The organism is Pseudomonas sp. PDM10 (assembly GCF_014852295.1).
Taxonomy (GTDB): Bacteria; Pseudomonadota; Gammaproteobacteria; order Pseudomonadales; family Pseudomonadaceae; genus Aquipseudomonas.
Genome location: NZ_JACVBJ010000003.1, coordinates 62,189 through 86,171 on the forward strand (window position 1 = coordinate 62,189; position 23,983 = coordinate 86,171).

At 59.7% G+C, this 23,983-nt stretch carries 19 protein-coding genes and 1 pseudogene; 9 read left to right on the forward strand and 11 right to left on the reverse strand.

What is annotated here, in order from left to right; genetic code table 11:
* Nucleotides 1–11 precede the first annotated feature (11 nt).
* From IB252_RS11400 to IB252_RS11415, 4 genes are all read left to right on the forward strand, one after another.
* Nucleotides 12–890: an endonuclease/exonuclease/phosphatase family protein gene (locus IB252_RS11400; RefSeq protein WP_111448137.1), complete on the forward strand. Its 879-nt coding sequence runs from the start codon at nt 12–14 to the stop codon at nt 888–890.
* The gene (locus tag IB252_RS11405) at nt 887–2,959 is read left to right on the forward strand and encodes a GGDEF domain-containing protein (protein WP_192408701.1); all 2,073 of its coding nucleotides are present in this window, start codon (nt 887–889) and stop codon (nt 2,957–2,959) included. The genes IB252_RS11400 and IB252_RS11405 overlap by 4 nt, the downstream gene beginning before the upstream one ends.
* Nucleotides 2,960–3,062: 103 nt before the next feature.
* Entirely contained in the window at nt 3,063–3,842 is a 780-nt protein-coding gene (locus tag IB252_RS11410; RefSeq protein WP_192408703.1) for an N-acetylmuramoyl-L-alanine amidase, read from the forward strand.
* A gap of 76 nt (nt 3,843–3,918) precedes the next feature.
* Nucleotides 3,919–5,532, forward strand: a complete 1,614-nt coding sequence (locus IB252_RS11415; RefSeq protein ID WP_192408705.1) for an EAL domain-containing protein — start codon at nt 3,919–3,921, stop codon at nt 5,530–5,532.
* Between the two features lie 12 nt (nt 5,533–5,544).
* Here the strand turns inward: IB252_RS11415 and IB252_RS11420 are convergent, their stop codons facing one another.
* On the reverse strand, nt 5,545–7,335 hold the full coding sequence (locus IB252_RS11420; protein ID WP_192408707.1) for an ATP-binding protein: 1,791 nt from the start codon (nt 7,333–7,335) through the stop codon (nt 5,545–5,547).
* 10 nt (nt 7,336–7,345) lie between these two features.
* Nucleotides 7,346–8,692 (reverse strand): sigma-54-dependent response regulator transcription factor AlgB, encoded by a 1,347-nt coding sequence (algB, locus tag IB252_RS11425; protein WP_111448142.1) that lies wholly within the window; start codon nt 8,690–8,692, stop codon nt 7,346–7,348.
* 436 nt (nt 8,693–9,128) lie between these two features.
* Between algB and IB252_RS11430 the strand changes: the two genes are divergently transcribed.
* From IB252_RS11430 to IB252_RS11450, 5 genes and pseudogenes are all read left to right on the forward strand, one after another.
* Nucleotides 9,129–9,416: a hypothetical protein gene (locus IB252_RS11430; protein WP_192408709.1), complete on the forward strand. Its 288-nt coding sequence runs from the start codon at nt 9,129–9,131 to the stop codon at nt 9,414–9,416.
* An 81-nt stretch (nt 9,417–9,497) separates the two neighbouring features.
* The gene (locus tag IB252_RS11435) at nt 9,498–9,662 is read left to right on the forward strand and encodes a DUF1328 domain-containing protein (protein ID WP_003177151.1); all 165 of its coding nucleotides are present in this window, start codon (nt 9,498–9,500) and stop codon (nt 9,660–9,662) included.
* Nucleotides 9,663–9,728: 66 nt separating this feature from the next.
* Nucleotides 9,729–9,821 (forward strand): annotated as a pseudogene (locus IB252_RS11440) (Ivy family c-type lysozyme inhibitor); the annotation flags it as partial.
* A gap of 707 nt (nt 9,822–10,528) precedes the next feature.
* Nucleotides 10,529–11,860, forward strand: a complete 1,332-nt coding sequence (gene gltP, locus IB252_RS11445) for a glutamate/aspartate:proton symporter GltP (RefSeq protein WP_111448144.1) — start codon at nt 10,529–10,531, stop codon at nt 11,858–11,860.
* A gap of 132 nt (nt 11,861–11,992) precedes the next feature.
* Complete coding sequence (locus IB252_RS11450; protein ID WP_192408711.1) at nt 11,993–13,222, forward strand: nucleoside recognition domain-containing protein; 1,230 nt, start codon at nt 11,993–11,995, stop codon at nt 13,220–13,222.
* 193 nt (nt 13,223–13,415) lie between these two features.
* Here the strand turns inward: IB252_RS11450 and IB252_RS11455 are convergent, their stop codons facing one another.
* The 9 genes from IB252_RS11455 to IB252_RS11495 form a co-directional block, all read right to left on the reverse strand.
* The gene (locus tag IB252_RS11455) at nt 13,416–14,042 is read right to left on the reverse strand and encodes an ABC-type transport auxiliary lipoprotein family protein (protein ID WP_192408713.1); all 627 of its coding nucleotides are present in this window, start codon (nt 14,040–14,042) and stop codon (nt 13,416–13,418) included.
* The gene (locus tag IB252_RS11460) at nt 14,039–14,977 is read right to left on the reverse strand and encodes an MlaD family protein (protein WP_111448147.1); all 939 of its coding nucleotides are present in this window, start codon (nt 14,975–14,977) and stop codon (nt 14,039–14,041) included. The genes IB252_RS11455 and IB252_RS11460 overlap by 4 nt, the downstream gene beginning before the upstream one ends.
* Nucleotide 14,978: 1 nt before the next feature.
* A complete protein-coding gene (locus IB252_RS11465; RefSeq protein WP_008155632.1) occupies nt 14,979–15,782 on the reverse strand; it encodes an ABC transporter ATP-binding protein in 804 nt (267 codons plus the stop codon).
* Nucleotides 15,779–16,927 (reverse strand): ABC transporter permease, encoded by a 1,149-nt coding sequence (locus tag IB252_RS11470; RefSeq protein ID WP_192408715.1) that lies wholly within the window; start codon nt 16,925–16,927, stop codon nt 15,779–15,781. Before IB252_RS11470 ends, IB252_RS11465 begins: the two co-directional genes overlap by 4 nt.
* Before the next feature lie 54 nt (nt 16,928–16,981).
* On the reverse strand, nt 16,982–18,010 hold the full coding sequence (locus IB252_RS11475) for a DUF5924 family protein (RefSeq protein ID WP_111448150.1): 1,029 nt from the start codon (nt 18,008–18,010) through the stop codon (nt 16,982–16,984).
* Nucleotides 18,011–18,142: 132 nt separating this feature from the next.
* Entirely contained in the window at nt 18,143–19,519 is a 1,377-nt protein-coding gene (locus IB252_RS11480) for a M16 family metallopeptidase (RefSeq protein WP_192408717.1), read from the reverse strand.
* Nucleotides 19,520–19,714: 195 nt separating this feature from the next.
* A complete protein-coding gene (locus tag IB252_RS11485) occupies nt 19,715–21,373 on the reverse strand; it encodes a Na/Pi cotransporter family protein (RefSeq protein ID WP_192408719.1) in 1,659 nt (552 codons plus the stop codon).
* Between the two features lie 213 nt (nt 21,374–21,586).
* Nucleotides 21,587–22,354, reverse strand: coding sequence for a TerC family protein (locus tag IB252_RS11490; protein ID WP_192408721.1), 768 nt, complete (start codon nt 22,352–22,354; stop codon nt 21,587–21,589).
* An 85-nt stretch (nt 22,355–22,439) separates the two neighbouring features.
* Nucleotides 22,440–23,747, reverse strand: a complete 1,308-nt coding sequence (locus tag IB252_RS11495; protein ID WP_111448154.1) for a CitMHS family transporter — start codon at nt 23,745–23,747, stop codon at nt 22,440–22,442.
* Nucleotides 23,748–23,983: the final 236 nt, after the last annotated feature.

The window sequence follows — 23,983 nt, forward strand, 5'->3', positions numbered from 1 at the left end:
CAGCGACTGCCATGCGCCGCTGGGGCACTGAACGCGTCGTTGGCCTGCATGCTCCGCGGGTCAACGAACATCATCTGGAATCGACTGGCCTGCCCACAGACAGTCGTCTGCGTCTGCTCAGTTTCAATATCCAGGTCGGCATCAGTACCGAGCGCTATCACCACTACCTGACCCGGGGCTGGCAACATCTGTTGCCGCACACCGGGCGTGCCGACAATCTGCAAAAGATCGGCAATCTGCTGGGCGACTTCGATCTGGTCGCCTTGCAGGAAGCCGATGGCGGCAGCCTGCGATCAGGCTACGTCAACCAGGTCGAACACCTGGCCCAGCTCGGTGCATTCCCCTACTGGTATCAACAACTCAATCGCAATCTCGGACGCCTCGGCCAGCACAGCAATGGTGTGCTCAGCCGCCTGCGCCCGTGGGCGATTGAAGATCATCCACTACCGGGGCCCAAGGGTCGCGGGGCGATTCTGGTACGCTTTGGCGAAGGTCCTGAGGCGCTGGTGGTGGTCATGATGCACCTGGCGCTGGGCGCTCGCGCTCGCAGCATGCAACTGGCTTACATCCGCGAGTTGATCGGCGGCTATAAACACCAGGTGCTGATGGGCGACATGAATACCCATGCCAGTGACTTGCTGCAAAACTCCCCGTTGCGTGACCTCGGCCTGCTTGCGCCGCAACTGGAAGCGACGTTCCCCAGCTGGCGCCCGCAGCGCTGTCTGGACCATATTCTGCTGAGCCCCACCCTGACCCTTGAAAAGGTCGAGGTGCTGGCACAACCCATTTCCGATCACCTGCCGGTCGCGGTAGAGATTCGTCTGCCGGGTTCGCTCACGGCCGATGCATTGCCCGCGTTGAGTCCTGCCCCTCGCGGATCCCATGAATGAGCGACGAAGCACAGCGCTGGAAAGAGAAATACCTCAAAAGCATCGAACAACAGGAAAAACTCGAACGTCGATGGGACGCCCGACTCGACCTGCTGCGTCGTGGCCTGGTACGCAGCACGCTGGCAGCCGAGGGCACCGACCGCGTCGTTGACCAGTGCATGAAGGAAATGCGTGAAGTCGTGCGCTCCGACGACATGGACGCCGGCCTGGCCGCCCTGCTTCCTCGGCTGGAAAAAGCCGTACTCGACTCCGAACAACGCCGGGAAACCCGGGTTAATCAGACCAGCGCTGCATTGACCGCGCTGGTCTCGCAGCTGCAAACATTACCGCTGCCCCGCGAAGTAAGCCGGCCGCTGAAAAACTTCGCCAAGCAACTGGATGCAAGAGTCGGGCAGGCGCGCGAAATTCCGTTGCTGCTCAGCGAACTGAGCGGCCTGCAAGGCAAAGCCCTGAATCAGCTTGAAAACCCGGCAGAACCCGGCCGCCCTGGTTTACTGCAGCGACTGTTCGGTAGCCGTGAAGCGGATGAAGCGGCATTACAGGTTGCCTCCGGCACCTTCCTGACGCCCGCCCCGCAGCTAGCCAAAGCGGTTGCTGTGCCTCATGCCGAGAAACCACAGGTCTCTGTCGGTCTCGCGCCAGAGCTCGATAAGCCGCAAGTGGCGGTCGCACAAGTAGCGGCGTCCGCTACTGCATCCCAGCCACCGCCGATCGAGGCTCCGCCCGCAGCAGCGCCTTCTCCTGCCGTTGTAGCGTTTGTCCCGACGGTGCTTGAGCCGGAGCGGGCTCGCGCCCAGACTCCAGAGACGCCACCGCACATAGAACATCCAGAAGAACCCGCTCCATCAATCATCGAGCCAGAAATACACGCTCAACCGGCAATCAATCCCGACGAACTGACCCCGGTAGCCTATCTCGACAGCCTGCCGTTGCCCCCGGCCATGGCCGAGGCGTTGGCCGCCGTAGACACTGATCAATCCGAGCCGGATGTTCTCTACGCCCTGCCGGACTCACCCGAGCCGTCCTACAGCTCAGTGGCCAAGCATATCGAAGACACGCTACTGGGCCTGCTCGACGACCTGACGCTGCCCGAGCGTCATCGTCCGCAAGCCGAAGCGATGCGTGATCGCCTGCAAAACGGGTTGAATTGGTACGAACTGCTGCCAATCCTCGACGATCTGGCAACCTTGATGCTGGCAATCACCGACAGTGGCCAGCATGAATTCGAAGCCTACTTGCAACAGCTGAACGAACGCCTCGAGTCGTTCCAAAGCAACTTGCAAGCCGCCAGCGAAGGCCATGCCGACAACCGTTCCGCCGCACGCGAGATGGACACGCAGATCCGCGAGCAGGTCGACGGCTTGCAGAGCAGCATGCAGGAAGCCGCCGACCTGGACGATCTCAAGCACGTCCTGGAAAACCATCTGGAAGGCCTGCTCGGCACCATGGACCAGCACCAGAAGCAGCGGGACGAGCGCGAGCAGGAAGTCGCAGCCCGCCTTCATAGTCTGGCCGAACGCGTTGCGCACATGGAGCAGGAAGCCCTGGGCTACCGCGAGCATCTTGAAGAGCAGCGCCAGAAAGCCTTGATCGACCCGCTGACCGGCCTGCCTAACCGGGCAGCCTGGAGCGAACGGCTGGATCACGAAATCAGCCAATGGCAGCAACACGGCAACACCCTGTTGCTGGCCATGCTCGACCTCGACCATTTCAAACGCATTAACGATAACTATGGTCACCTGGCGGGCGACAAAGTACTGAAAATCATCGCCAACGTACTACGCAAGCGCCTGCGCGGGACGGATTTCATTGCCCGGTTCGGCGGTGAGGAGTTTGTCCTGTTGATGCCAGACACAGTGCCAACGGCTGGTGCGAAACTCCTGGAAAAGCTGCGCGCCTCGATCGAAGCCTGTCCTTTCCACTTCAAGGGTGAGCCGGTCACCATCACCATTTCCATGGGCCTGACTGCATTCAAACCCGGCGAACATAGCGATCTGGTGCTGAAAAGAGCCGATCAGGCTCTATATCGCGCGAAACATGCCGGCCGTAATCAAGTGGCACTGGGCTGACGGTTAATTGTTCCATTTTGTTTAAAACTTCGCGTTGGCCGTCTGCGCGCAAGGCAGTACGTTACACTGTTGCATTACTGTCTTGCGTGTATTGCCTTCTGCCATGAAATATCCAGCTCTCATCGTGTCGCTGCTTCTGTTGGCCGGTTGTGCCAGCGGCCCCCGCTTCGACACAAGTCACCCTTCAGCCAATTACGACAGCCGCATTCAGTTCGTGGTGGTGCATTACACCTCCGCGTCATTGGAGCGCTCGCTGCAACTGCTGACCCACGGCGAAGTCAGCAGCCACTATCTGATTGGCGACGACAAGGGCGCCACCATCTACAAGCTGATGGATGAAAACCTCCGAGCCTGGCACGCCGGGGAAAGCGAATGGCAAGGCCGGACCTGGTTGAACTCCAGCTCCATTGGCATCGAAATCGTCAATCCGGGTTTTAAAGACACCCCTGCCGGGCGCCTTTGGTACCCCTACAGCGAAGACCAGGTCCAGTCCCTGATCGCCCTGCTCAAGGACATCAGCAAGCGTTACGCCATCAATCCCCACAGCATCATCGGCCATAGCGACATCGCCCCGCTGCGCAAGCTTGATCCTGGGCCGCTGTTCCCATGGAAGCGTCTGGCTGCCGAAGGCCTGGGAGTCTGGCCGAATGAGCAGGCCGTAACGCGTCAGCAAGCACAGTTCGAAGTACAACTGCCCACCATCAGCTGGTTTCAGGCACAGCTGGCCCGCGCGGGTTATCCCACGCCGCAAACCGGCGAACTGGATGTTGCAACACGTCATGTGATTGCGGCCTTCCAGATGCATTTCCGACCATCACGTTTCGATGGCACACCGGATGCGCAAACCGCGGCGCTTCTACAAGTCTTGAACCAGACAAAATAATGACGCCCGCCCGACGGTCAGGGCTTTTTTTCAAATCAGCAGCTATAACTCATTGGTAATACTTCGGATATTCCCTATGCCTGCTGCTCGAGAGACACTTCGTAGTTGGTTCTTTCGCCCTTGGTTTTTGGCGATACTGGCTGCTGCCTTGAGCGCGACACTCCTGATGGCCGGCAGCCTGTTCGTGGCCATGCATCAAGTCGAGCAAAGCGAAAGCGAAGTGATGAATGCCCAGGGCGAGCGCTTCCTTGCTCGTCTGGAGCAGCTGTTCGGGCAGTTGCGGGAAAGCCTCGACGACCTGGAAGCCCAGCCGTTACGCGGCTGCGATGACGAAATGATCGCGACCTTGCAACAGGTCAGCTTCAATTACCGTTTCGTTTACGAAGCCGCTTATATGGACGCCTCGCGGATCTGTTCCAACCGCCCCCGCCAGGAAGGGCTGTCGATGATAAGACCGCCAGACATCAAGGGGCCGACCTACAGTTACTGGCTGAACACCACCACCGAACCCGATGAAAACCGCGCCGCGCTGATGCTCGGACGCGGCAATTTTCGTGTCGCGACGTCTCGCGGGCACCTGACCGACATGGTCGACCTGCCACCGGGCAGCAGCCTGCTGGTGGTGCTCGACCACGGTACGCGCGCGATTCCGGTGCTGGGCGTCTCGCAGGCCTGGCCCCCCACCGAACCCTGGCCCCCGAAAAGCCTCGACGCGCTACAAGTGACGCATTCCCGCCTGATTTACCGCATGCCCACCAACAATCCAGAATACCAATTGGTACTGATCAGCCCGCGCACCGGCATGCATGTGCCCGCCGTCTGGTGGTGGTTGCTGCCGGCCAGCCTGGCACTCGCCTTATGCGTGGGTTTTCTGGTACTTCTGCTGGTGCGCCAGCGACAGTCGCTGGACGCCGAACTGAGTGGTGCCATACGACGAGGCGAATTGCAGGTGCTGTATCAACCGATCTTCGACCTCGACAGCCGCAACTGTGTCGGGGCAGAAGCCTTGCTGCGCTGGCGAAGACCGGACGGTACCCTGACCAGCCCCGACCTGTTTATTCCGATGGCGGAGAACACCGGCCAGATTCGCCAGATGACCGACTTCGTCCTGCAACGCCTGCTTGAGCAGCTGGGTCATTTGTTGCGGGCCAATCCGCAACTGTACATCTCGGTCAACCTGGCGGCCTGCGACGTCATGGTGCCGCGTATCGGTCAGGTAATGGCGCGCCTGCTGACCTTGCACCGCGTCGCGGCAAAGCAAATTGCCTTTGAAGTCACCGAACGGGGATTGATCGATGTCGTGGTCGCCCGGGAAAACCTGCAAGCCTTGCGGGATGTCGGGCATCAAGTGTTGATCGACGACTTTGGCACCGGCTATTGCAGCCTCGCCTATCTGCAAACCCTGCCAGTCGATTGCCTGAAAATCGACAAGGCGTTTATCGACGCGCTGGGTCATGACGCTGCAAGTAGCGGTGTCGCCCCGCACATCATTCACATGGCCCAGGCCCTGCAACTCAAGGTGATCGCCGAGGGCATCGAACTTGAATCCCAGGCAGCGCTTCTGAGCAGCGAAGGCGTGAAGTTCGGTCAGGGTTGGCTGTTCGCCCATGCGTTGAGTGCAGTGCAGCTCATCGAGCTGATTACCCGTGGCCGCCGAATGGCCGGCCGACGTCTCGATGACGAAGCCTGAAGCGGCTGCGGCTTAAACCGACAACGCCATATAGAACTGAGTACCCTGCCCCGGTCGCGAATAAACACCCATCCGTCCGCCGTGCAACTGCACGATTTCCTTGCACAGTGCCAGACCGAGGCCGGCACCGCCCTTCTTGCGACCCACCTGTACAAAGGGTTCGAAAATCCGCCCCTGCTGACCATAAGCAATGCCTTCGCCGTTGTCCTCGACGCTGATAATCACCCGCTCCCCATGGCGTCGAGCCTGCAAACGTATTTGCCCGCCGGCAGCGGTGTGGCGCAACGCGTTGTCGATCAGGTTATCGAGCACCCGGTCCAGCTGCGGCTGATCGGCCTGCAATCGCGGCAATGGCCCTTGCACTTCCACTAGCAGGTTGATGCCCTGCTCTTCTGCCGGGCCGGCAAAACGCGCCCGGGCCTGGTCCAGCAAATCCTCGATGGAGCACGGCGCCAACGTGAGTTTCTGCAATCCGTTCTGGTAGCGAGAGAAGTTCAGCAGGTCGTTGATCAACTGCATCAAGCGCTGCATCTCTTCATTCACGGTGTCCAGCAGATCAGCTTCACGCGAGTCCTTGGCAAAGTGCGCGCGCTCGCGAAACAGGCCGAACGCCATGTGCATCCCGGTCACCGGCGTTCGCAATTCATGGGAGGCGCGCAGCACGAACTCGCTGCGCACCCGCTCAAACGCCCGCTGTTCGGTGACGTCATGCAGCACCATCACGGCGCCCAGAATATGCCCCTGCGTATGGCTGACCGGCGTCAGACTGAAGGTCAGCAACCGCGACTCACCGTCGACCTCGATACTCAGGTCCTCAGGCGCCCGCTCCAGGGTCCCGCCGCGCAGCACCAGTTGCAGCTGATCATCGAGTTCGGGGCGCTCAAGCGCCGTACCCAGACCTTGACCGAGACGTTCACTGTCCCAACCCAACTGACGTTGCGCAACCGGGTTGAGGTGTTCCAAACGGCCATCGCGGTCGATCATCAGCAACCCATCGTCGATGCTGTCGAGCACGGCCTGCAACCGCTGCTGGCCTGCGAGCAGTTCATCGACATTGGTGGCCTGATGCTCACGCAGGGCCTCGGCCATGATCCCGAAGCGCTTGGTCAGCAGGTTCATTTCCACGGCCGAGGAAATCGGTAGCGTCACTTCGAAATTGCCTTGGCCGATGTTGTCCGCCGCTTGGGCCAGAGCCTCGATCGGCGCACCAAAACGTTGAGCGATAGCGTGGGCGGTGACGAAGCCGATGATCAGCACCGCCAGCCCCACCAGCCCGAGCAGGCCGGCAATCAGCAGCGCCCTCTCCCGAGCCTGCTGTTCGGTGGCATTGATGTTATCCAGCGCACGCTGTTGCTCGAGGATCAAACCATTGCGCAGCGCATTGAATTTTTCGGTGAGTTCTTTGTTGCCACTCAACACCTGCGTCGAGTCACGTGACAGGTCGTACACCTGCAGAAAGCTCAGGTAGTCAGTCTTGGCTTGTTCAAAACCGAATTGGCGCTCATCACCACCCTGGACATGGACAATGCCGTCGTCAAGCAACTGGAAATAATGCTGCTTGGACGCCTCGAACGCTGCAGGATCCGGCTTCTCGCTGAGCATGATCATCAGCTGATCGCCCAAGGTCTGACGCAATTTCAGCCCCACGTCGAGCGTGACGAAATTACTGCGAATCAGCTCTTCCTGAGAACTCGCCATCTGCATCACGCTGACCAGCCCGAGCAACAGCCCAAGCAGCGCCACAGTGATCAGTGCCGAAATACTCAGAAACAGCCGCGTGCGCAACTTCATCGCCAGTCTCATCGGAGACAGCTCACAAGTTGTACTGCTTGCGTTTTCGGTACAACGTCGAGGCATCGATACCCAGGGTCTTGGCGGCCTGGTCCAGGGTATCTGCCGTGGCGAGGACCGCTCCGATGTGGGCTTTTTCCAATTCATCCAGGCTCAGCGCAGCGCCGATGCGAGGCGCGTTGGTGACCGGGGTTTCAGCCATGCCCAAGTGACTGATCTCGACCCGTTCCTGTGGACAAATGATGCTTGCCCGCTCCACAACGTTGCGCAATTCGCGAATGTTCCCCGGCCAGCGGTAGCCGAGCAGCGCTTCACGGGCTTCGTCGCTGAAGCCCCGAGCCGGACGCGCGTATTCCTTGACGAAACGGGCCAGAAAGCGATCGGCCAGGGTCAGAATATCCTCCCTGCGCTCGCGCAGTGGCGGCAGGTGCAAGGTGATGACGTTCAGGCGGTAGAGCAAATCTTCACGGAAACGGCCGTCGCGGACCATGTCTTCGAGGTTCTGGTTAGTGGCCGCGAGGATGCGCACATCGGCGCGGCGGGTGACCGGGTCGCCCACCCGTTCGTATTCTTTATCCTGGATGAAACGCAGCAGTTTAGGCTGCAAAACCAACGGAAAATCGCCGATCTCGTCAAGAAACAGCGTCCCACCGTCGGCCTGATTGACACGGCCCAGAGTACTTTCGCTGGCCCCGGTGAACGCGCCACGGCTGTGGCCGAAGAGCTCGCTTTCCATGAGTTCGGCGGTCAGGGACGGGCAGTTGATCGTGATGCAGGATTTCTTCGAGCGCTTGCTCCAGCCGTGAATGGCCTGGGACAGCTCGCCTTTACCGGTGCCAGACTCGCCGAGAATCAAAATATTGGCATCGGTGCTGGCCACCTGGCGGGCGGTTTCGAGCACGACTTTCATCGCCGGGCTGTGAGAGTCCAGGCCATCCTTGGGTTTGCGCACTTCGCCTTCAAGGGCTTCCAGGCGTGCCGACAGTTGCCGCACTTCCAGCTGCTTGGCGGTGGCCAGGCGCAATTGGTCGGGGCTGCAAGGCTTGACCAGATAGTCAGCGGCGCCGGCCTGAATGGCATCGACCGCCGTGTCCACGGCCGAGTGCGCGGTGACGATCACCACCCTCATCCAGGGCGCCTGAATGCGCATTTGGGCCAGCACATCAAGGCCGTTGTCTTCCCCCAGACGCAGATCGAGGAAACACAGGTCGAACACTTGACGTTGAAGCAGTGCATCAGCCTGAGCGGCGCTGTTGGCGGTAGCGACGCTGTAGCCTTCATCTTCGAGGCAATAACGGAAAGTACGCAGGATGGCTGACTCATCGTCCACCAGCAGAATGCGGCCTTGATGCTCAGAGGCTGACTCCATTTTCCTACGCTCCTTAATGAATGATCTTGGTTAGTCCCAGAATAATCGGGCAAGTTGCATGGTTGATTCTGGTCGATTTCAGCCACAGCAGCGTAGCTCTCCCCTCACCCTACGGCTAATCGCCTGATTTTGTTGTTTTTTTATCAGATAGCCGGTTCGCAGGCGATTGGCTGTGTCCCCTTGTGACATCCACACCCTCTTTGCAATTCAAAAATATTGAAAGTTCCCACGCGTCCATCGTGCATTACGCACGACTTCAAAAGGACCATCGTGCAGGATGCGTCCGATCCGGTTTCCACATCATCTTTAACTAATTGATTTTATTGAATTTTATTATCAACAAAAGCTGGCATGCAGACTGCAACAGTGTGATTAACCGGGGCATTCAAAAAGTCGCCCCCTAACAAGATCACCACAGAGTGGGAGGAGCTTCAGGATGAGTCGCCAACGTGCCGCCCAGTTGCGTATCTCGCCACTGCATATCCAGCAAGGTCTGTTTGCTGTTATGGCGCTATTGATCACCTTGATCGCCGGCCAGCAGTTTCAGCGTTGGGAGCAGAACCAGCAGCAAGAAGCGCCACGCCTGTCGATTCAGCACCCGACCCAAACTCATTTCAGTGCAGCCAGCAGCAACCAGGCTGACAGCCCCCCAATGCGAATGATGGACGTCGACCAGGCTCAGCCTGCGGATGAGATGCCTCACCAGGAACGTTGGGTGTTCTAAACACATGAACTTGGCGTGTTCGATGCGCCGGGAAAAGCACCACAAGCAACATCTCTAAATAGAAGCGTAAGGAGAATCACCATGTTGAGCTGGGCAATCACATTCTTGATTATTGCCATCATCGCTGCGGTACTGGGCTTCGGTGGTATCGCGGGCACCGCCACGGGTATCGCCAAGATTCTCTTTGTCGTGTTCCTGGTGATGTTCATTGCTTCCTTCTTCTTCGGCCGTCGCGGTCGAGGGTGAATATGAGCGTTTTGTTAAAGACACTGGCGGCCGCCCTGTTTCCGGGCGGCAGTGCCATGGCAACAGCGACATGCCGGCTACCGCTTTCTTGGAAAGCCGGACCAGGGCATGCGGGACTTGTTGATGGAACCACTGAAGAAAGATCCACACGGGTACTGAATTCGTAACATGAAAGAAGCAGCATGGCTTCTTTCCACTGCGCTACCCGAGGACGGTAGACGCATGATCAAGGGGCCGGGACGTTCTGCCTGTTTCAGGGGCGGAGTGACCTACGGGTACAGGGAGTACCTGCGCAAGGGCCGGATCAGGCAGAAGCTGCGACGCAAGTTCGTCGGTCACTCATGGATCGACGGACTTGCGAAGAGCTCGTCAGCGCAAAGTATTGTCCTAGAGCGTTCTGCTCGCCTCCTCCGCGCTATCTCCGCTTAATCCTTCGCAAAACCATTTCGCGGTGTTTCTTTGGTGACCGTATATCGAGAAAACCGCGATTCAACGACCGAGAATTTTCGCGATTAAACGTAGGCTTTTTCCCAAGTTTCAGTCCCCATTCCCTTGTTCAAAAAACAACCAACCTCCTCTGCGGTGGCCGGTTCACGGCACTTATGCCTGCCGAAATGTCGTATTCGAACCGGTTGGGACGCGAGTTTCAGTTAAAAAAGCTCATGCCGATTCGGCATAGGGTAGGCGTTTACGGCATTAGACGTCGCTTCCTTGCATCTGAATAGTTGCGCCTTTTTTCGCCTGCCAGAGAGCGGATAACAAGCGCTCCGGGGCACCTTATACGGGGGTAGATGCACAGGACTTTTTCGCCACAAGCGTTCCAGTTCTTGCATCTGCCTGAGTCAAACGCAAGTAAGGGTAAAGATATGAAGAAGGCAAAGCTTAGCCTCGCCTGGCAGATCCTCATCGGTCTGGTATTGGGGATTGCAATCGGTGCGCTGCTCAACCATTTCAGTGCCGAAAAAGCCTGGTGGGTCAGCAACGTCCTGCAACCAGCAGGCGATATCTTTATCCGTCTGATCAAGATGATTGTGATCCCGATCGTGATCTCATCCTTGATCGTCGGTATTGCAGGCGTCGGTGACGCGAAAAAGCTCGGGCGTATCGGCCTCAAGACCATCCTCTACTTCGAGATCGTCACCACCATCGCCATCGTGGTCGGTCTGGTGTTGGCCAACGTGTTCCATCCCGGCACCGGCATCGACATGAGCACCCTGGGTACCGTGGATATTTCCAAGTACCAGGCCACTGCCGCCGAGGTTCAGCATGAACACGCGTTCATCCAGACCATCCTCAACCTGATCCCGTCGAACATCTTCGCGGCCATGGCCCGCGGCGAAATGCTGCCGATCATCTTCTTCTCCGTATTGTTCGGTCTCGGTCTGTCGAGCCTGCAATCGGACCTGCGCGAGCCGCTGGTGAAGATGTTCCAGGGCGTGTCGGAAAGCATGTTCAAAGTCACTCACATGATCATGAACTACGCCCCGATCGGCGTTTTCGCACTGATCGCGGTGACGGTGGCCAACTTCGGCTTCGCCTCCCTGCTGCCGCTGGCCAAACTGGTGATCCTGGTTTACGTCGCCATCGCCTTCTTCGCCTTCGTGGTATTGGGCCTGATCGCTCGCCTGTTCGGCTTCTCGGTGATCAAGCTGATGCGCATCTTCAAGGATGAGCTGGTGCTGGCCTACTCCACCGCCAGTTCCGAAACCGTGCTGCCGCGCGTGATCGAGAAAATGGAAGCCTACGGCGCGCCGAAAGCCATTTGCAGCTTCGTGGTACCGACCGGCTACTCGTTCAACCTCGACGGTTCGACCCTGTACCAGAGCATTGCAGCCATCTTCATTGCCCAGCTCTACGGCATCGACCTGTCGATCAGCCAGCAATTGCTGCTGGTACTGACCCTGATGGTCACCTCCAAAGGCATCGCCGGCGTTCCGGGTGTGTCCTTTGTGGTGCTGCTGGCCACCCTGGGCAGCGTGGGTATTCCGCTCGAAGGCCTGGCGTTCATCGCCGGTGTCGACCGCATCATGGACATGGCCCGTACCGCGCTGAACGTGATCGGCAATGCCTTGGCCGTGCTGGTCATCTCCCGCTGGGAAGGCATGTACGACGACGCCAAGGGCCAGCGCTACTGGAACTCCCTGCCGCACTGGCGCAGTAAGGAAAAATTGCCGGTGGGCGAGATTTCCAGCAACTGATAGACCGCGTCGCCTGTATCGCGAGCAAGCTTTGCTCCTACAGGAGCCAAAAACAAACCCCGGAGAAATCCGGGGTTTGTCGTTTCTGGCTACCCCGCTATCATTCGCCGCATTCTTCGGGGGATTTGACTGATGCTTAATGGCCTGTGGCTTGGCTTCTTCATCGTGGCTGCCGTTTCGGCACTGGCGCAATGGCTGATCGGCGGTAACGCCGGGATCTTCGCGGCGATGGTGGAAAGCATTTTCGCCATGGCCAAGTTGTCGGTCGAAGTCATGGTCCTGTTGTTCGGCACGCTGACGCTCTGGCTGGGCTTTCTGCGGATTGCCGAGAAGGCAGGGATCGTCGAGTGGCTGGCCAAAGCGCTGGGCCCGTTGTTCCTGCGGCTGATGCCGGAAGTACCGGCCGGGCACCCAGCCATCGGCCTGATCACGCTGAACTTCGCCGCCAACGGTCTGGGCCTGGACAACGCCGCCACGCCAATCGGCCTTAAAGCCATGAAGGCGCTGCAAGAACTCAACCCCAGCGACACCATCGCCAGCAACGCGCAGATCCTGTTCCTGGTGCTCAACGCCTCCTCCCTGACCCTGCTGCCGGTGACGATCTTCATGTACCGGGCCCAGCAAGGTGCACCCGATCCGACCCTGGTGTTCCTGCCAATCCTGCTCGCCACCAGTTGCTCGACATTGGTCGGCCTGCTGTCGGTGGCGTTCATGCAGCGTCTGCGCCTGTGGGACCCGGTGGTGCTTGCCTACCTGATTCCCGGCGCCTTGGCCCTCGGTGCCTTCATGGCGCTGCTGGCGACGCTCTCAGCGACCGCTCTGGCCAGCCTGTCATCGATCCTCGGTAACGTGACGCTGTTCGGGCTGATCATGCTTTTTCTGGTGATCGGCGCGCTGCGCAAAGTGAAGGTCTACGAAGCGTTCATCGAAGGCGCCAAAGAAGGCTTCGACGTGGCCAAGAACCTGCTGCCGTATCTGGTGGCGATGCTGTGTGCCATCGGCGTGCTGCGGGCATCCGGAGCACTGGACTTTGGCCTGGACGGGATCCGGCATCTGGTGGCATGGGCCGGTTGGGACACGCGCTTCGTCGATGCGTTGCCGACCGCCATGGTCAAGCCGTTCTCCGGCAGTGCCGCCCGGGCGATGCTGATCGAAACCATGAAAACCTCTGGCGTGGACAGCTTCCCGGCGCTGGTGGCGGCGACGATTCAGGGCAGTACTGAAACGACGTTCTACGTATTGGCGGTGTACTTCGGCGCGGTGGGGATCCAGCGGGCGCGGCATGCGGTGGGTTGCGCGTTGCTGGCGGAGCTTGCCGGCGTTCTCGGCGCGATCGGCGTCTGCTACTGGTTCTTCGGCTAACCACAAAACCCTTGTGGGAGCGGGCTTTGTGGCGAGGGGACTTGTCCCCGTTGGGTCGCGAAGCGGCCCCAATTTCTGAATTCAAGTTGTATCTGATACACCGAGAACTCAGATTTTGGGCCTGCTGCGCAGTCCAACGGGGACAAGTCCCCTCGCCACAAAGGCTCGCTCCCACATTGGGGCTATGTTGGCTTTAAGGGCGGGGAGGCGGCGCAACTTTCTGCCCTTGCTCAACCGCCCAGCTCACCACCTGCGCCGTCAACTGGTCACTGGCCTGGCCAAACCCGGCCACCACCGCCGGTACCTTCGCATCGCTCAACGGCTGGCGCACTTCGAAGCGTCGGCTGGCGAGGATTCGCTGGTCATAACCGCGCACCAGCAACGCATCCAGACGCACGATGACGCTCGCGTTCGTTCCTTGGTATTCAGTCTGGAATGCCTGCAGGTTACCGCCCAGTTCAAGATCCGCCTGGAAGTTGCTGTCGTCGGTGCTCAGCAATGTCACCCGACCATCACGCTGGAAACCATCCAACAGACGATTGCGCAACAACACCGGTGCCGGGTCGCTCCAGCGCGAAGCCTTGTAGCTGCTGATCAGATCACCCTGAGGGATCACGGCGATCTTCGGGCTGTTCAAGGCTTCGCTGGTCTGCGGCTTGGTCAGGCGTAGCGACCAGCGCTGCGGCGTCCCGTGACTGGCCGATGCGCTGCTCTGGGCCGAAGGCAACCGATAGACGTCGGACGGCTCGGACTTGGGCAGGATCGAGCAGGCGCTGAGCACAATGAAGCTGGCGAGGAGGGCGAGGTGAGTCAACTTCATGGTGTGAACTCCTTGTCCTTGTCATTGCCCAGCAAATAACCGGTGGGGTTGGCTTCCAGACGCTGGGAAATAGCCCGTAACGACGTCAGGGTGTCACGCAGTTCACGCACCGCCGGGGCCAGGCCATTGAGGCCTTGCATGCCGCTGTTGAGCGAATCCTGATTGGTCGTGAGCAGCTCGTTGATGGTCGCGCTGCTCTGTTCCAGAGACTTCATCGCCTGCTCGGCACTGCCGAACATCTGCTTGCCTTGATCGTTGAGCATGCCATTGGCGTTGCGCATCAGCGCCGACGTCTGCTCCAGCATGGCGCCGGCCTGTTTGCCGACCGAGGCCAGTTGCTGCATCGCCTGGCGAATATCGCCGCGCTGGTCGGCGATGGTGCCGGTGGTTTGTTCCAGATGTTCAAGGGTCTGGCTGATGCGATCGACGTTCTGCGAAGAAAACATCTTATTGGCGTTGAGCATCAGCATGTTCACGCCCGCCACCAGGTCGCCGCTGTCGTTCAGCAAACGGGCGATGGGCGAGGGCGATGCAATGATCGTCGGCAAATGACCGTCCTTGCCCTTGAGCTTCGGACTCTGCGGCGTACCACCGCTGAGCTGGATGATCGAGGTCCCGGTGATTCCGGTCAGCGCCAATATGGCCCGGGTGTCTTCCTTGATCGGTGTATCGCCGCCCAGGCGGATCCGCGCCAGTACCCGGCGCGGGTCTTTCGGATCCAGACGCAGGGTCACCACGTCGCCGACCTTGATCCCGCTGTACTGCACGGCACTGCCCTTGGACAGGCCGCTGACGGCCTCGTTGAAAACGACTTCGTAATCCTTGAACTCGGTGTCGACGCTGGACTTGGCCAGCCACAAGCCGAAGAGCAGGGCGCCTGCCACCACAATCACGGTGAACAGGCCGATCAATACATGATGGGCTCGGGTTTCCATGTCAGACCTCCTTAAGCTGTTGAGCGGCGGTCAACGCCGCGCGGCCGCGAGGGCCATGGAAATATTCGTGAATCCACGGATCGTCAGTTTCCGAGACCTTGTCGATGGCATCCGCCACCAGCACTTTCTTCTGCGCCAGTACCGCCACCCGGTCGGTGATGGTGTAGAGCGTGTCGAGGTCATGGGTCACCAGAAACACACTCAGGCCCAACGCATCGCGCAGGGTCAGGATCAATTGATCGAACGCGGCCGCGCCAATTGGATCGAGGCCGGCAGTGGGTTCGTCGAGAAACAGGATGTCCGGGTCCAGCGCCAGCGCCCGGGCCAGTGCCGCACGCTTGATCATGCCGCCGGACAGCGAAGCGGGGTACTTGTCGGCCGCCGACAGCGGCAGTCCGGCCAAGGCCATTTTCACTGCCGCCAGGTGTTCGGCGTCCTCTCGGCTCAAACCGGCGTGCTCGATCAGGGGCAGGGCGACGTTCTCGGTGACCGTCAGCGAAGAGAACAGGGCACCTTTCTGGAACAGCACGCCGAAACGCCGTTCGACCATCGAGCGCTCGTGTTCAGACAGCGTCGGCAGGTTTTTGCCGAAGACCTTCACCACCCCTTCACTGGGCTGGCGCAAGCCGACGATGCTGCGCAACAGCACTGACTTGCCGCTGCCGGAACCGCCAACCACGGCAAGGATTTCACCCTTGTACAAATCCAGATCGAGGTTCTCATGCACGCTCTGGCGACCAAAGCGATTGCACAGATCGCGGACTTCGATCACCGCCTCGGATGGCGCTCGGGTTAGACGACTCACCAGCCCATCTCCATGAAAAACAGCGCAGCCACGGCGTCGAGCACGATCACCACGAAAATAGACTGGACCACGCTCGACGTGGTGTGAGCACCGACGGACTCGGCGCTGCCGCTGACTTTGAAGCCTTCAAGACAGCCGATGGCGCCGATCAGGAACGCGAAAATCGGCGCTTTGACGATCCCCACCAGAAAATGCTGAACGCCGATATCGGTTTGCAGCAGCGACAGGAACATCGCTGGCGAGATATCCAGCGCCACCGCGCAAACCACACCGCCGCCGACAATCCCCGAAAGCATCGCCAGAAAGGTCAGCATCGGCAGCGCGACCAGCAGGGCCAACACGCGCGGCACCACCAGCAGCTCTATCGGGTCGAGGCCCAAGGTGCGGATGGCGTCGATTTCTTCGTTGGCTTTCATCGAACCGATCTGCGCGGTGAACGCACTGGCGGTGCGGCCGGCCATCAGGATCGCGGTCAGCAACACACCGAATTCGCGCAGGAAGGAGAACGCCACCAGGTCCACGGTGAAAATACTCGCGCCGAAACTCGCCAGCACCGTCGCCCCGAGAAACGCCACCACGGCGCCCACCAGAAAGGTCAGCAGAGCAACGATGGGCGCGGCGTCGAGGCCAGTCTGTTCGATGTGCGCGACCATCGGCGTGAGGCGCCAGCGCTTGGGGCGAAACAGCCCGCGGGCGATGGTTTCCAGAATCAGACCGACGAAACCCAGCAGTTCCAGGGTGTCCTGCCAGACCGCGTCCACCGCGCGGCCGATGCGGGTCAGCAGTTGAATGCCGACGCTGATTTCCGGTTCCTTGATCGGCACGCAGAAGTCGGTCAGCGAGCAGTACACCGTCTGCAACAAGGCGCGATCAGCGGAAGAAAGGGTGCAATCGGGGTGTTCGGCAGATTTGCCCAGACGCTCGGCCCCCAGCAGCTCCACCAGCAATGACGCACCCGCCGTATCGAGTGCGCCGAGGCCATTGAGATCGATGTGGGTGTTGTTGTCGTATTGGCCACGGAGCTTTTCGCTCAGTCGGCTGAGATCGGCGTAATGGGCGAGCGTCCAGTCACCCGTGACCCGCAACAGGGCAGGGCTTTGCGAGGTGTCCAGTAGGGCTCTGCCGGGCATTGTGCTGCTAGTCATAAGCTCCGTGCTTGTTCGGTTATTACGCAGATCTGACTAATAGCACGAACCGCGTTACTTTTCTTTGATGGGTGTGCTGTCCATGACCTTGAAGCGCAGCACGCCAATCAACTGACCGTCCTCAGTCAGCACCCGGACCTGCCATTTGCCTGCGGGGTTGCCGGGGAAGTTCTGCTTGTGGGTCCAGGCGCGATAGCCTTCCTTGCGCCCACCATTGATATCCAGAGGGATACGGTCGACTTCTTTGCCGTTGAACATCCAGACGTGATAAATCCGCTCGGCCAGCCCCCTAGGGGCGTTGATCGCGGTGTACGCGTACAGCCCACCTCCGCGAATCTGCTCGGCGCTGACTTCTTCCAGGCTCTTGCCGGGGGTGCGGTCCTGCATTTGGGTGCTGATCGCCACATCCGTCATCCACAGGGTCGCCGGTGGAACCCAGGAGCGCAGCACCCAACCGGCGGCGCCGATACCGACGGTGATGCTGAGGATCGCCAACGCATTGCGCACAGTGCGAATCGGGAAGATCGAGGCCAGGCTCGGGAACGACAGCAACATGGCAATGCCCAGCGCCAGCTTGAAGCTCTGGGCGGTGGTCAGGTGCAAAATGACGGGCAGGGCAGTCAGCAGGGCCGCGAACAGGGTCAGGGTGTGCAGTGCCAGGAACGCCCAGCGGCGCGGTGCCAGCCATTTGTAGTAGAGCGGGTCGATGATCGAAATCAGCGCCGCCATGCTCAGTAATCCAGTGAAGAACAACTGGCCGCTGTTCCAGGTGGTGGTGATTAAAAAGAACGGCAGAACGAAGAATAGACTTTCCTGATGGATCATCTGCGTCGCATAACGCAGAAGCGGCTGGGGTATTTCGCGCTTGAAGACCCTGGCGAACAGCTTGGTGAGGCTGTTTTCCAGCATCAGCCAGACCCAGCTGACCAGCATGATGGTGGTGATCCAGGTCGCCAGACCCTGTTGGCGATCCACCAGCATGAAGCTGCCGACCCCGGATATGAAACCACCGAGCGCAATGACCCCCGGGTAGCGCTTCATCAATTCCAGGATGCGCTGTACGTATAGGGTCAGAGTAGGCATTCGGCGGTTCGCAATAGTCGTGGGAAAAATCCTCGACAGGGTACCGCCCGGACAGCGGTGTGGCGAGGGTCCCGATCACTTTGGCCAAACACAAAACCCGGATTGGAAATCTTACTGTGGTGAGGGGATCGATTACCGTCTGCGATGGACGCGCCAAGCCAACAGACTGAGTACAAACAAACCGAACACCCCGGCAATCGCCCACACAAACTGGTCATCACTGATCAACGGCTTTTCGATCCGCAGGTAGCCCGGCTGCATCAGCAATTCACGCATGGCCTTGTTTGCTTCCTCCAGCGTCACCCCTTCCAGTTCTTTGGCGGGGTCGGCGAAACGGCCGTCCTCGTAGTCCCCAAGGGCACTCCAGTAATAATCGGCCAACGCGCTGTTGCCTTGCACGGCCCAGGCCTGGCGGGCGATGGCGGCCTGCTTGATGCGGTTGAAGGTGCCGGCCTTGAGACCGTCCCTGAGCAACCCGGCCTTCAGATTATCCAGCACCCGTTCGGCCTCGGGCACGTCGTCGCGCTCAAGGTCCGCGTTCAGGCTCATGAAGCCCACACCGCCAAACACCTCGCGCTCGACCGAAGGCCCGTAGGACAAGCCATGGGCCAGGCGCAATTGGCGGTAGAGCGCCCAGTCCAGATAGTCCTTGAGCAAGTCGAAGGTTTCGTCGTGCCGATCTTCCTGCACCGGCTCTGGCAACAGCCAATGCAACTTGGCACTGCCGCCAACAAAACCATGACTCAAGGTGCGCTCATGGGCAGCAGTGGCCTGGATCGCCGGCAGGGGCGGGTGATCGGTCGGGTCAACCGCTTCAAGCGCGCCATAAGACCGTTCCAGATAGGCCGGCAGCAACCGCTCAAGGTCGCCGACGACGATCAGGGTCATGTTGTTGGGCGCGTACCAGGCCTTGCGTACCTTTTCCAGCTGATCGCGGGTCAGGTGATCGACTTCGGCGCGTTCGGGGCATTTGAGGCCCAGTTCCACTGCCAGCTGATTACTCGCTGTGTGGCCAAGGTCCTGACGATCCAGAAAGCGTTGCAGGTGCGAGTAATGGCCGCCGTCTTCGCGCTCGACCACTTGTTTGGCGGCGTTGATGGCGTTGTCGTCGATTCGGGTCTGGGTCAGCAGCGCCAGCAGCAGGTCGAGGACCTTGCGCTGGTTTTTCGCCGGGGCTTCGATGACGAACGTCGTGTCGGCATTGCTGGTGTAGGCGTTCCACTCGCCACCCAGGGCCTGCATGCGCTCTTCCAGCCCGCCTTCGCCCGTGGCGTCGATGCCGCTGAACAGCAAGTGCTCAAGCAGGTGCGGCAACTCCTTGTCGGCGCAGCTGAAATCATCGATGCCGACGCCGACCACCAGACGAATCGCCACATGCCCGCGCTCGGTACCGGGCTTGAGCAGCAATTGCAGGCCGTTGGGCAGCGTATAGCCCTCGACCTGAAAGCGATCCAGGGCAAATGAAGGGAATGAACCAAGCAACAGACAAGCGAACAACAAACAACGCATAGCAAGCTTCCAGGCAACCAATCGGAGATCCGTGTCATCAGCCAGGCCGCCTTCGCGAGCAGGCTCGCTCCCACAGGTGATCTGAGTCGGACACAATTTCCGAGTACACCGAAGATCCACTGTGGGAGCGAGCCTGCTCGCGAAGGCGGCCTTCATGCTGAATCAATGTTACTGACTGACCACTCTGCCAGACGTTCAAGGTGAATGCGTGATGTCAGCAAATTCGTCGGCCGCCAGGGCGCCGGTGTCGGAAGTTTCCAGCACCACATAGGCGCTGATGCAAAACAGTGAATTCAGACGCTTCATGTCGGCAATCAACTCAAGGTGCAACGAGCTGGTTTCGATACTCTGCACGATCTTACGTTGCAATCGGCTGACGTGAGCATGGGCCAGGCGCCGTTCCTGTGCGCGAAAGCGACGCTTCTCACGCAATAACTGGCGGGCACTTTCCTTATCGGCACTGAGGAATACCGACAACCCCAGGCGCAGGTTGGAGATCAACTGACTGTGCAGCCCCGCCAACTCTTCCAGGCCGACCTCGGAAAAAGACAGGCGCTGTGAGGTTTTCTGTTGCTGGACCTTGCGCAGCATGCGTTCGATGAGGTCGCTGGCGAGTTTAAGGTTGATCGCCAGCTCGATGATTTCCGCCCAGCGCCGGCTGTCCTGCTCGCTGAGGTCTTCGCGGGGCATTTGCGCCAGATACAGCTTGATCGCGCCATAGAGCGATTCCACATCATCGGTCAGGCGCCGCATTTCCTGGGTGACGGCGGTTTGCTTGCCGTTCAGCACGTCGAGCATGGCCTCGAGCATGTTGTCGATCAGGTCGCCGATGCGCAGGGTTTCCCGGGCGGCATTGGCCAGCGCCAGACTGGGCGTGACCAGCGCTGTTGGATCAAGATGCCGCGGTTTGGCAGTGCCGTTGATTTCCGGCCGCTCCGGCAACAGCCACGCGCACAGCTTGGCCATCGGCCCGACGCTGGGCAGCAAGAGCAGGCAGCGCGCGGTGTTGTAAAGCAGGTGAAAGCCGATGACCATTTCCTGAGGGCTGAAGTCCAGGCTGTCGATCCAGTGCACCAACGGGTCGAGGACCGGAATGATCAGCAACAGGCCGATCAGTTTGTAGAGCAGGCTGCCCAACGCCACCTGACGGCCAGCGGCGTTCTGCATGCTGGTGCTGAGGAAGGCAAGGATGCCGCTGCCGATGTTGGCGCCGATCACCAGGCCGATGGCAACGGGCAGGCTGATCACCGCAGCACCGGCCAGGGTCGCGGTCAGCAGGACGGCGGCGAGGCTGGAGTAGGAAACCATCGCAAACAGCGCGCCGACCAGGGCATCGAGCAAGATGTCGCCAGTCAGCGAGGCGAAAATCACCTTCACACCTTGGGCCTGGGTAATCGGCGCGGCAGCCTCAACGATCAGTTGCAGCGCCAGGATGATCAGCCCCAGCCCGATACTGACCCGGCCCATCTGTCCAACCCGGGTCTGTTTGCGCGACAAGAAGAAAATCACCCCAAGAAAGATCAGCAGCGGCGACAACCATGACAGGTCGAGGGTCAGCACCCGCGCCATCAACGCGGTACCGACGTCGGCCCCGAGCATGGTCGCCAGGGCCGGGGTCAGCGCCATCAGGCCCTGACCGACAAAGGAGGTGACGAGCATGGCGGTGGCGTTGCTGCTCTGGACCATCGCCGTCACGACGATCCCCGAGATGAACGCCAGCCAGCGCTTGGACATGTTCCGGCCAATCACATGGCGCAGGTTGGAACCGTAGACCCGCAGGATGCCGGTTCGGACGATGTGCGTGCCCCAAATCAACAAGGCCACGGCAGATAACAAATTGAGCAGGGTGAGCATGCAGGCCCCCTGTGGTGGTAGCGCCCCATCGGGGCAAGTTGACGGCGCCGCGCGTTCTTCTACGTTCTGTACTTAAGCTGTAGTTGGCTAACGGACTGCGCGCCAGCATCGCACAGCTAAAGAAGCGATTGAAACAAAACTGCCATAAAAACAGCTTGATGCAGATATGAAAAAGGGGCCCGAAGGCCCCTTTGTCATCACATGGCATTCAGGTTATTGACCCGGAATGTCCTTGCGCAGCTTCACCGGTTCCTGCTGCTTGCGCTTTTTCGCCATGGCGGTGCGCATCTTGATGTTGATCGCTTCCACCGCCAGCGAGAACGCCATGGCGAAGTAGACGTAGCCTTTTGGCACGTGAACGTCGAGGGATTCAGCAATCAGCACAGTACCGACTATCAACAGGAACGACAGCGCCAGCATCTTCAGCGACGGGTGCTTGTCGATGAACTCGCTGATGGTGCCGGAAGCCCACATCATCACCAGCACGGCAACGACGATCGCCGCGACCATGACCGGTACGTAGGACACCATGCCAACAGCGGTGATGACCGAGTCCAGCGAGAACACGATGTCGATGATCGCGATCTGAATGATGGTGTAGAAGAAGTTGCCGCCCTTGCCGCCCGGCTCCTCATTGGTTTCGTCTTCACCTTCCAGCGCGTGGTACATCTCTTGCGAGCTCTTCCACAGCAGGAACAGACCACCGAAGAACAGGATCAGGTCTCGCCCGGAAATACCCTGGCCGAACACTTCGAACAAGTCGGCGGTAAGGCGCATGACCCAAGTGATCGACAGCAGCAACAGGATCCGCGTAACCATGGCCAGCGCCAGGCCGAAAATCCGCGTGCGCGCCTGCATGTGCTTGGGCATGCGGCTGACCAGGATCGAAATCATGATGATGTTATCGATACCCAGAACGATTTCCAGGGCGGTCAGGGTGAAGAAGGCAACCCAGATTTCAGGGTTGGTCAGCCATTCCATGTGTATTCCTTTGTGCGAGTGTTAAACCACGAAGGGCCCAGGCTTCAAACAACAAAGCCTGGACCCGTCATGGTGAGTCTTGGGCTTATAGAGTGCTGAACAGCGGAAAAATCCCCATCAGCAAAGCGGCGACCAGTATGCACATGCAAACCAGCACTGCCCACTTCAGGGTGAAACGCTGGTGATCACCGAAGTCGATACCGGCCAGGGCCACCAACAGGTAGGTCGATGGTACCAGCGGGCTCAGCAAGTGGACGGGCTGACCGACGATCGAGGCACGTGCCATTTCAACCGCGGTTATACCGTAATGGCTGGCGGCTTCCGCAAGTACCGGTAACACGCCGTAATAAAATGCATCGTTCGACATGAAGAACGTGAACGGCATGCTCACCAGTGCAGTGATCACCGCCAGGTACGGGCCGAGGAAGTCCGGGATGACCGCCAACAGGCTTTTCGACATCGCATCGACCATGCCGGTGCCCGACAGGATGCCGGTGAAGATACCGGCCGCGAAGATCAAGCCGACCACCGCCAGCACGCTACCGGCGTGGGCCGCGACGCGGTCCTTCTGCTGTTGCAGGCACGGGTAGTTGACGATCATCGCGATACTGAACGCCACCATGAACAGCACCGGCAGCGGCAACAGGCCGGCGACCAGGGCGCACATCAGGGCCAGGGTCAGGGCGCCGTTGAACCAGATCAACTTTGGACGACGGGCATCCGGGAATTGCGAAACGCTGATTTCACTGTGGTCGATTTCCTCGCCCACCAGGTGCAGCTCACCCAGACGTGCACGCTCACGCTTGCCGTAGAAGTAGGCAATCACGAGGATAGCCAGCACCCCGAAAGCCATCGCCGGAATCATGGGTACGAAGATGTCGGACGGGTCCACGTGCAGCGCACTGGCCGCACGAGCGGTCGGGCCGCCCCATGGCGTCATGTTCATCACGCCACCGGCGAGGATGATCAGGCCAGCCATGATCCGCGGGCTCATGCCGATACGGGCGTAGAGCGGCAGCATGGCGGCCACGCAGATCATATAAGTGGTCGCGCCGTCCCCATCGAGGGAGACGACGAGCGCCAGTACGGCGGTGCCGACCGAAACTTTCAACGGGTCGCCCTTGACCAGTTTGAGGATCTTGCGCACGGCCGGGTCGAACAGGCCGGAATCGATCATCAGGGCGAAGTACAGAATGGCGAACATCAGCATCACACCGGTCGGTGCGAGCTTGGTGATGCCTTCGAGCATCATCGGGCCGATCTTCGGCGCAAAACCACCGAACAGCGCGAACAGGATCGGGATGATGATCAGGGCGATCAGCGCGGAAACGCGCTTGGTCATGATCAGGAACATGAACGTGATGACCATGGCAAAGCCAAGGAAAGTCAGCATGGGAATACTCCAGGCATAGCGCGTCTAGGGAATGGGCGAACCGGGTGGGTCAGCGCAGAACGGGAAGCACGAGGCGTATGGGTGGAGTGACAGCGAAGCGGCGGGTAGAAGAGGACATCAGGATCACCATTGTTGTTGTTAAATGGGCTGTGCGAGCGATAAAACACTGGCATTGGCCAACCGGTCTGTTGCCGGTAGTGGGGGCGATCCTAATCGCGGAAGCTTTCAGCCAGCTT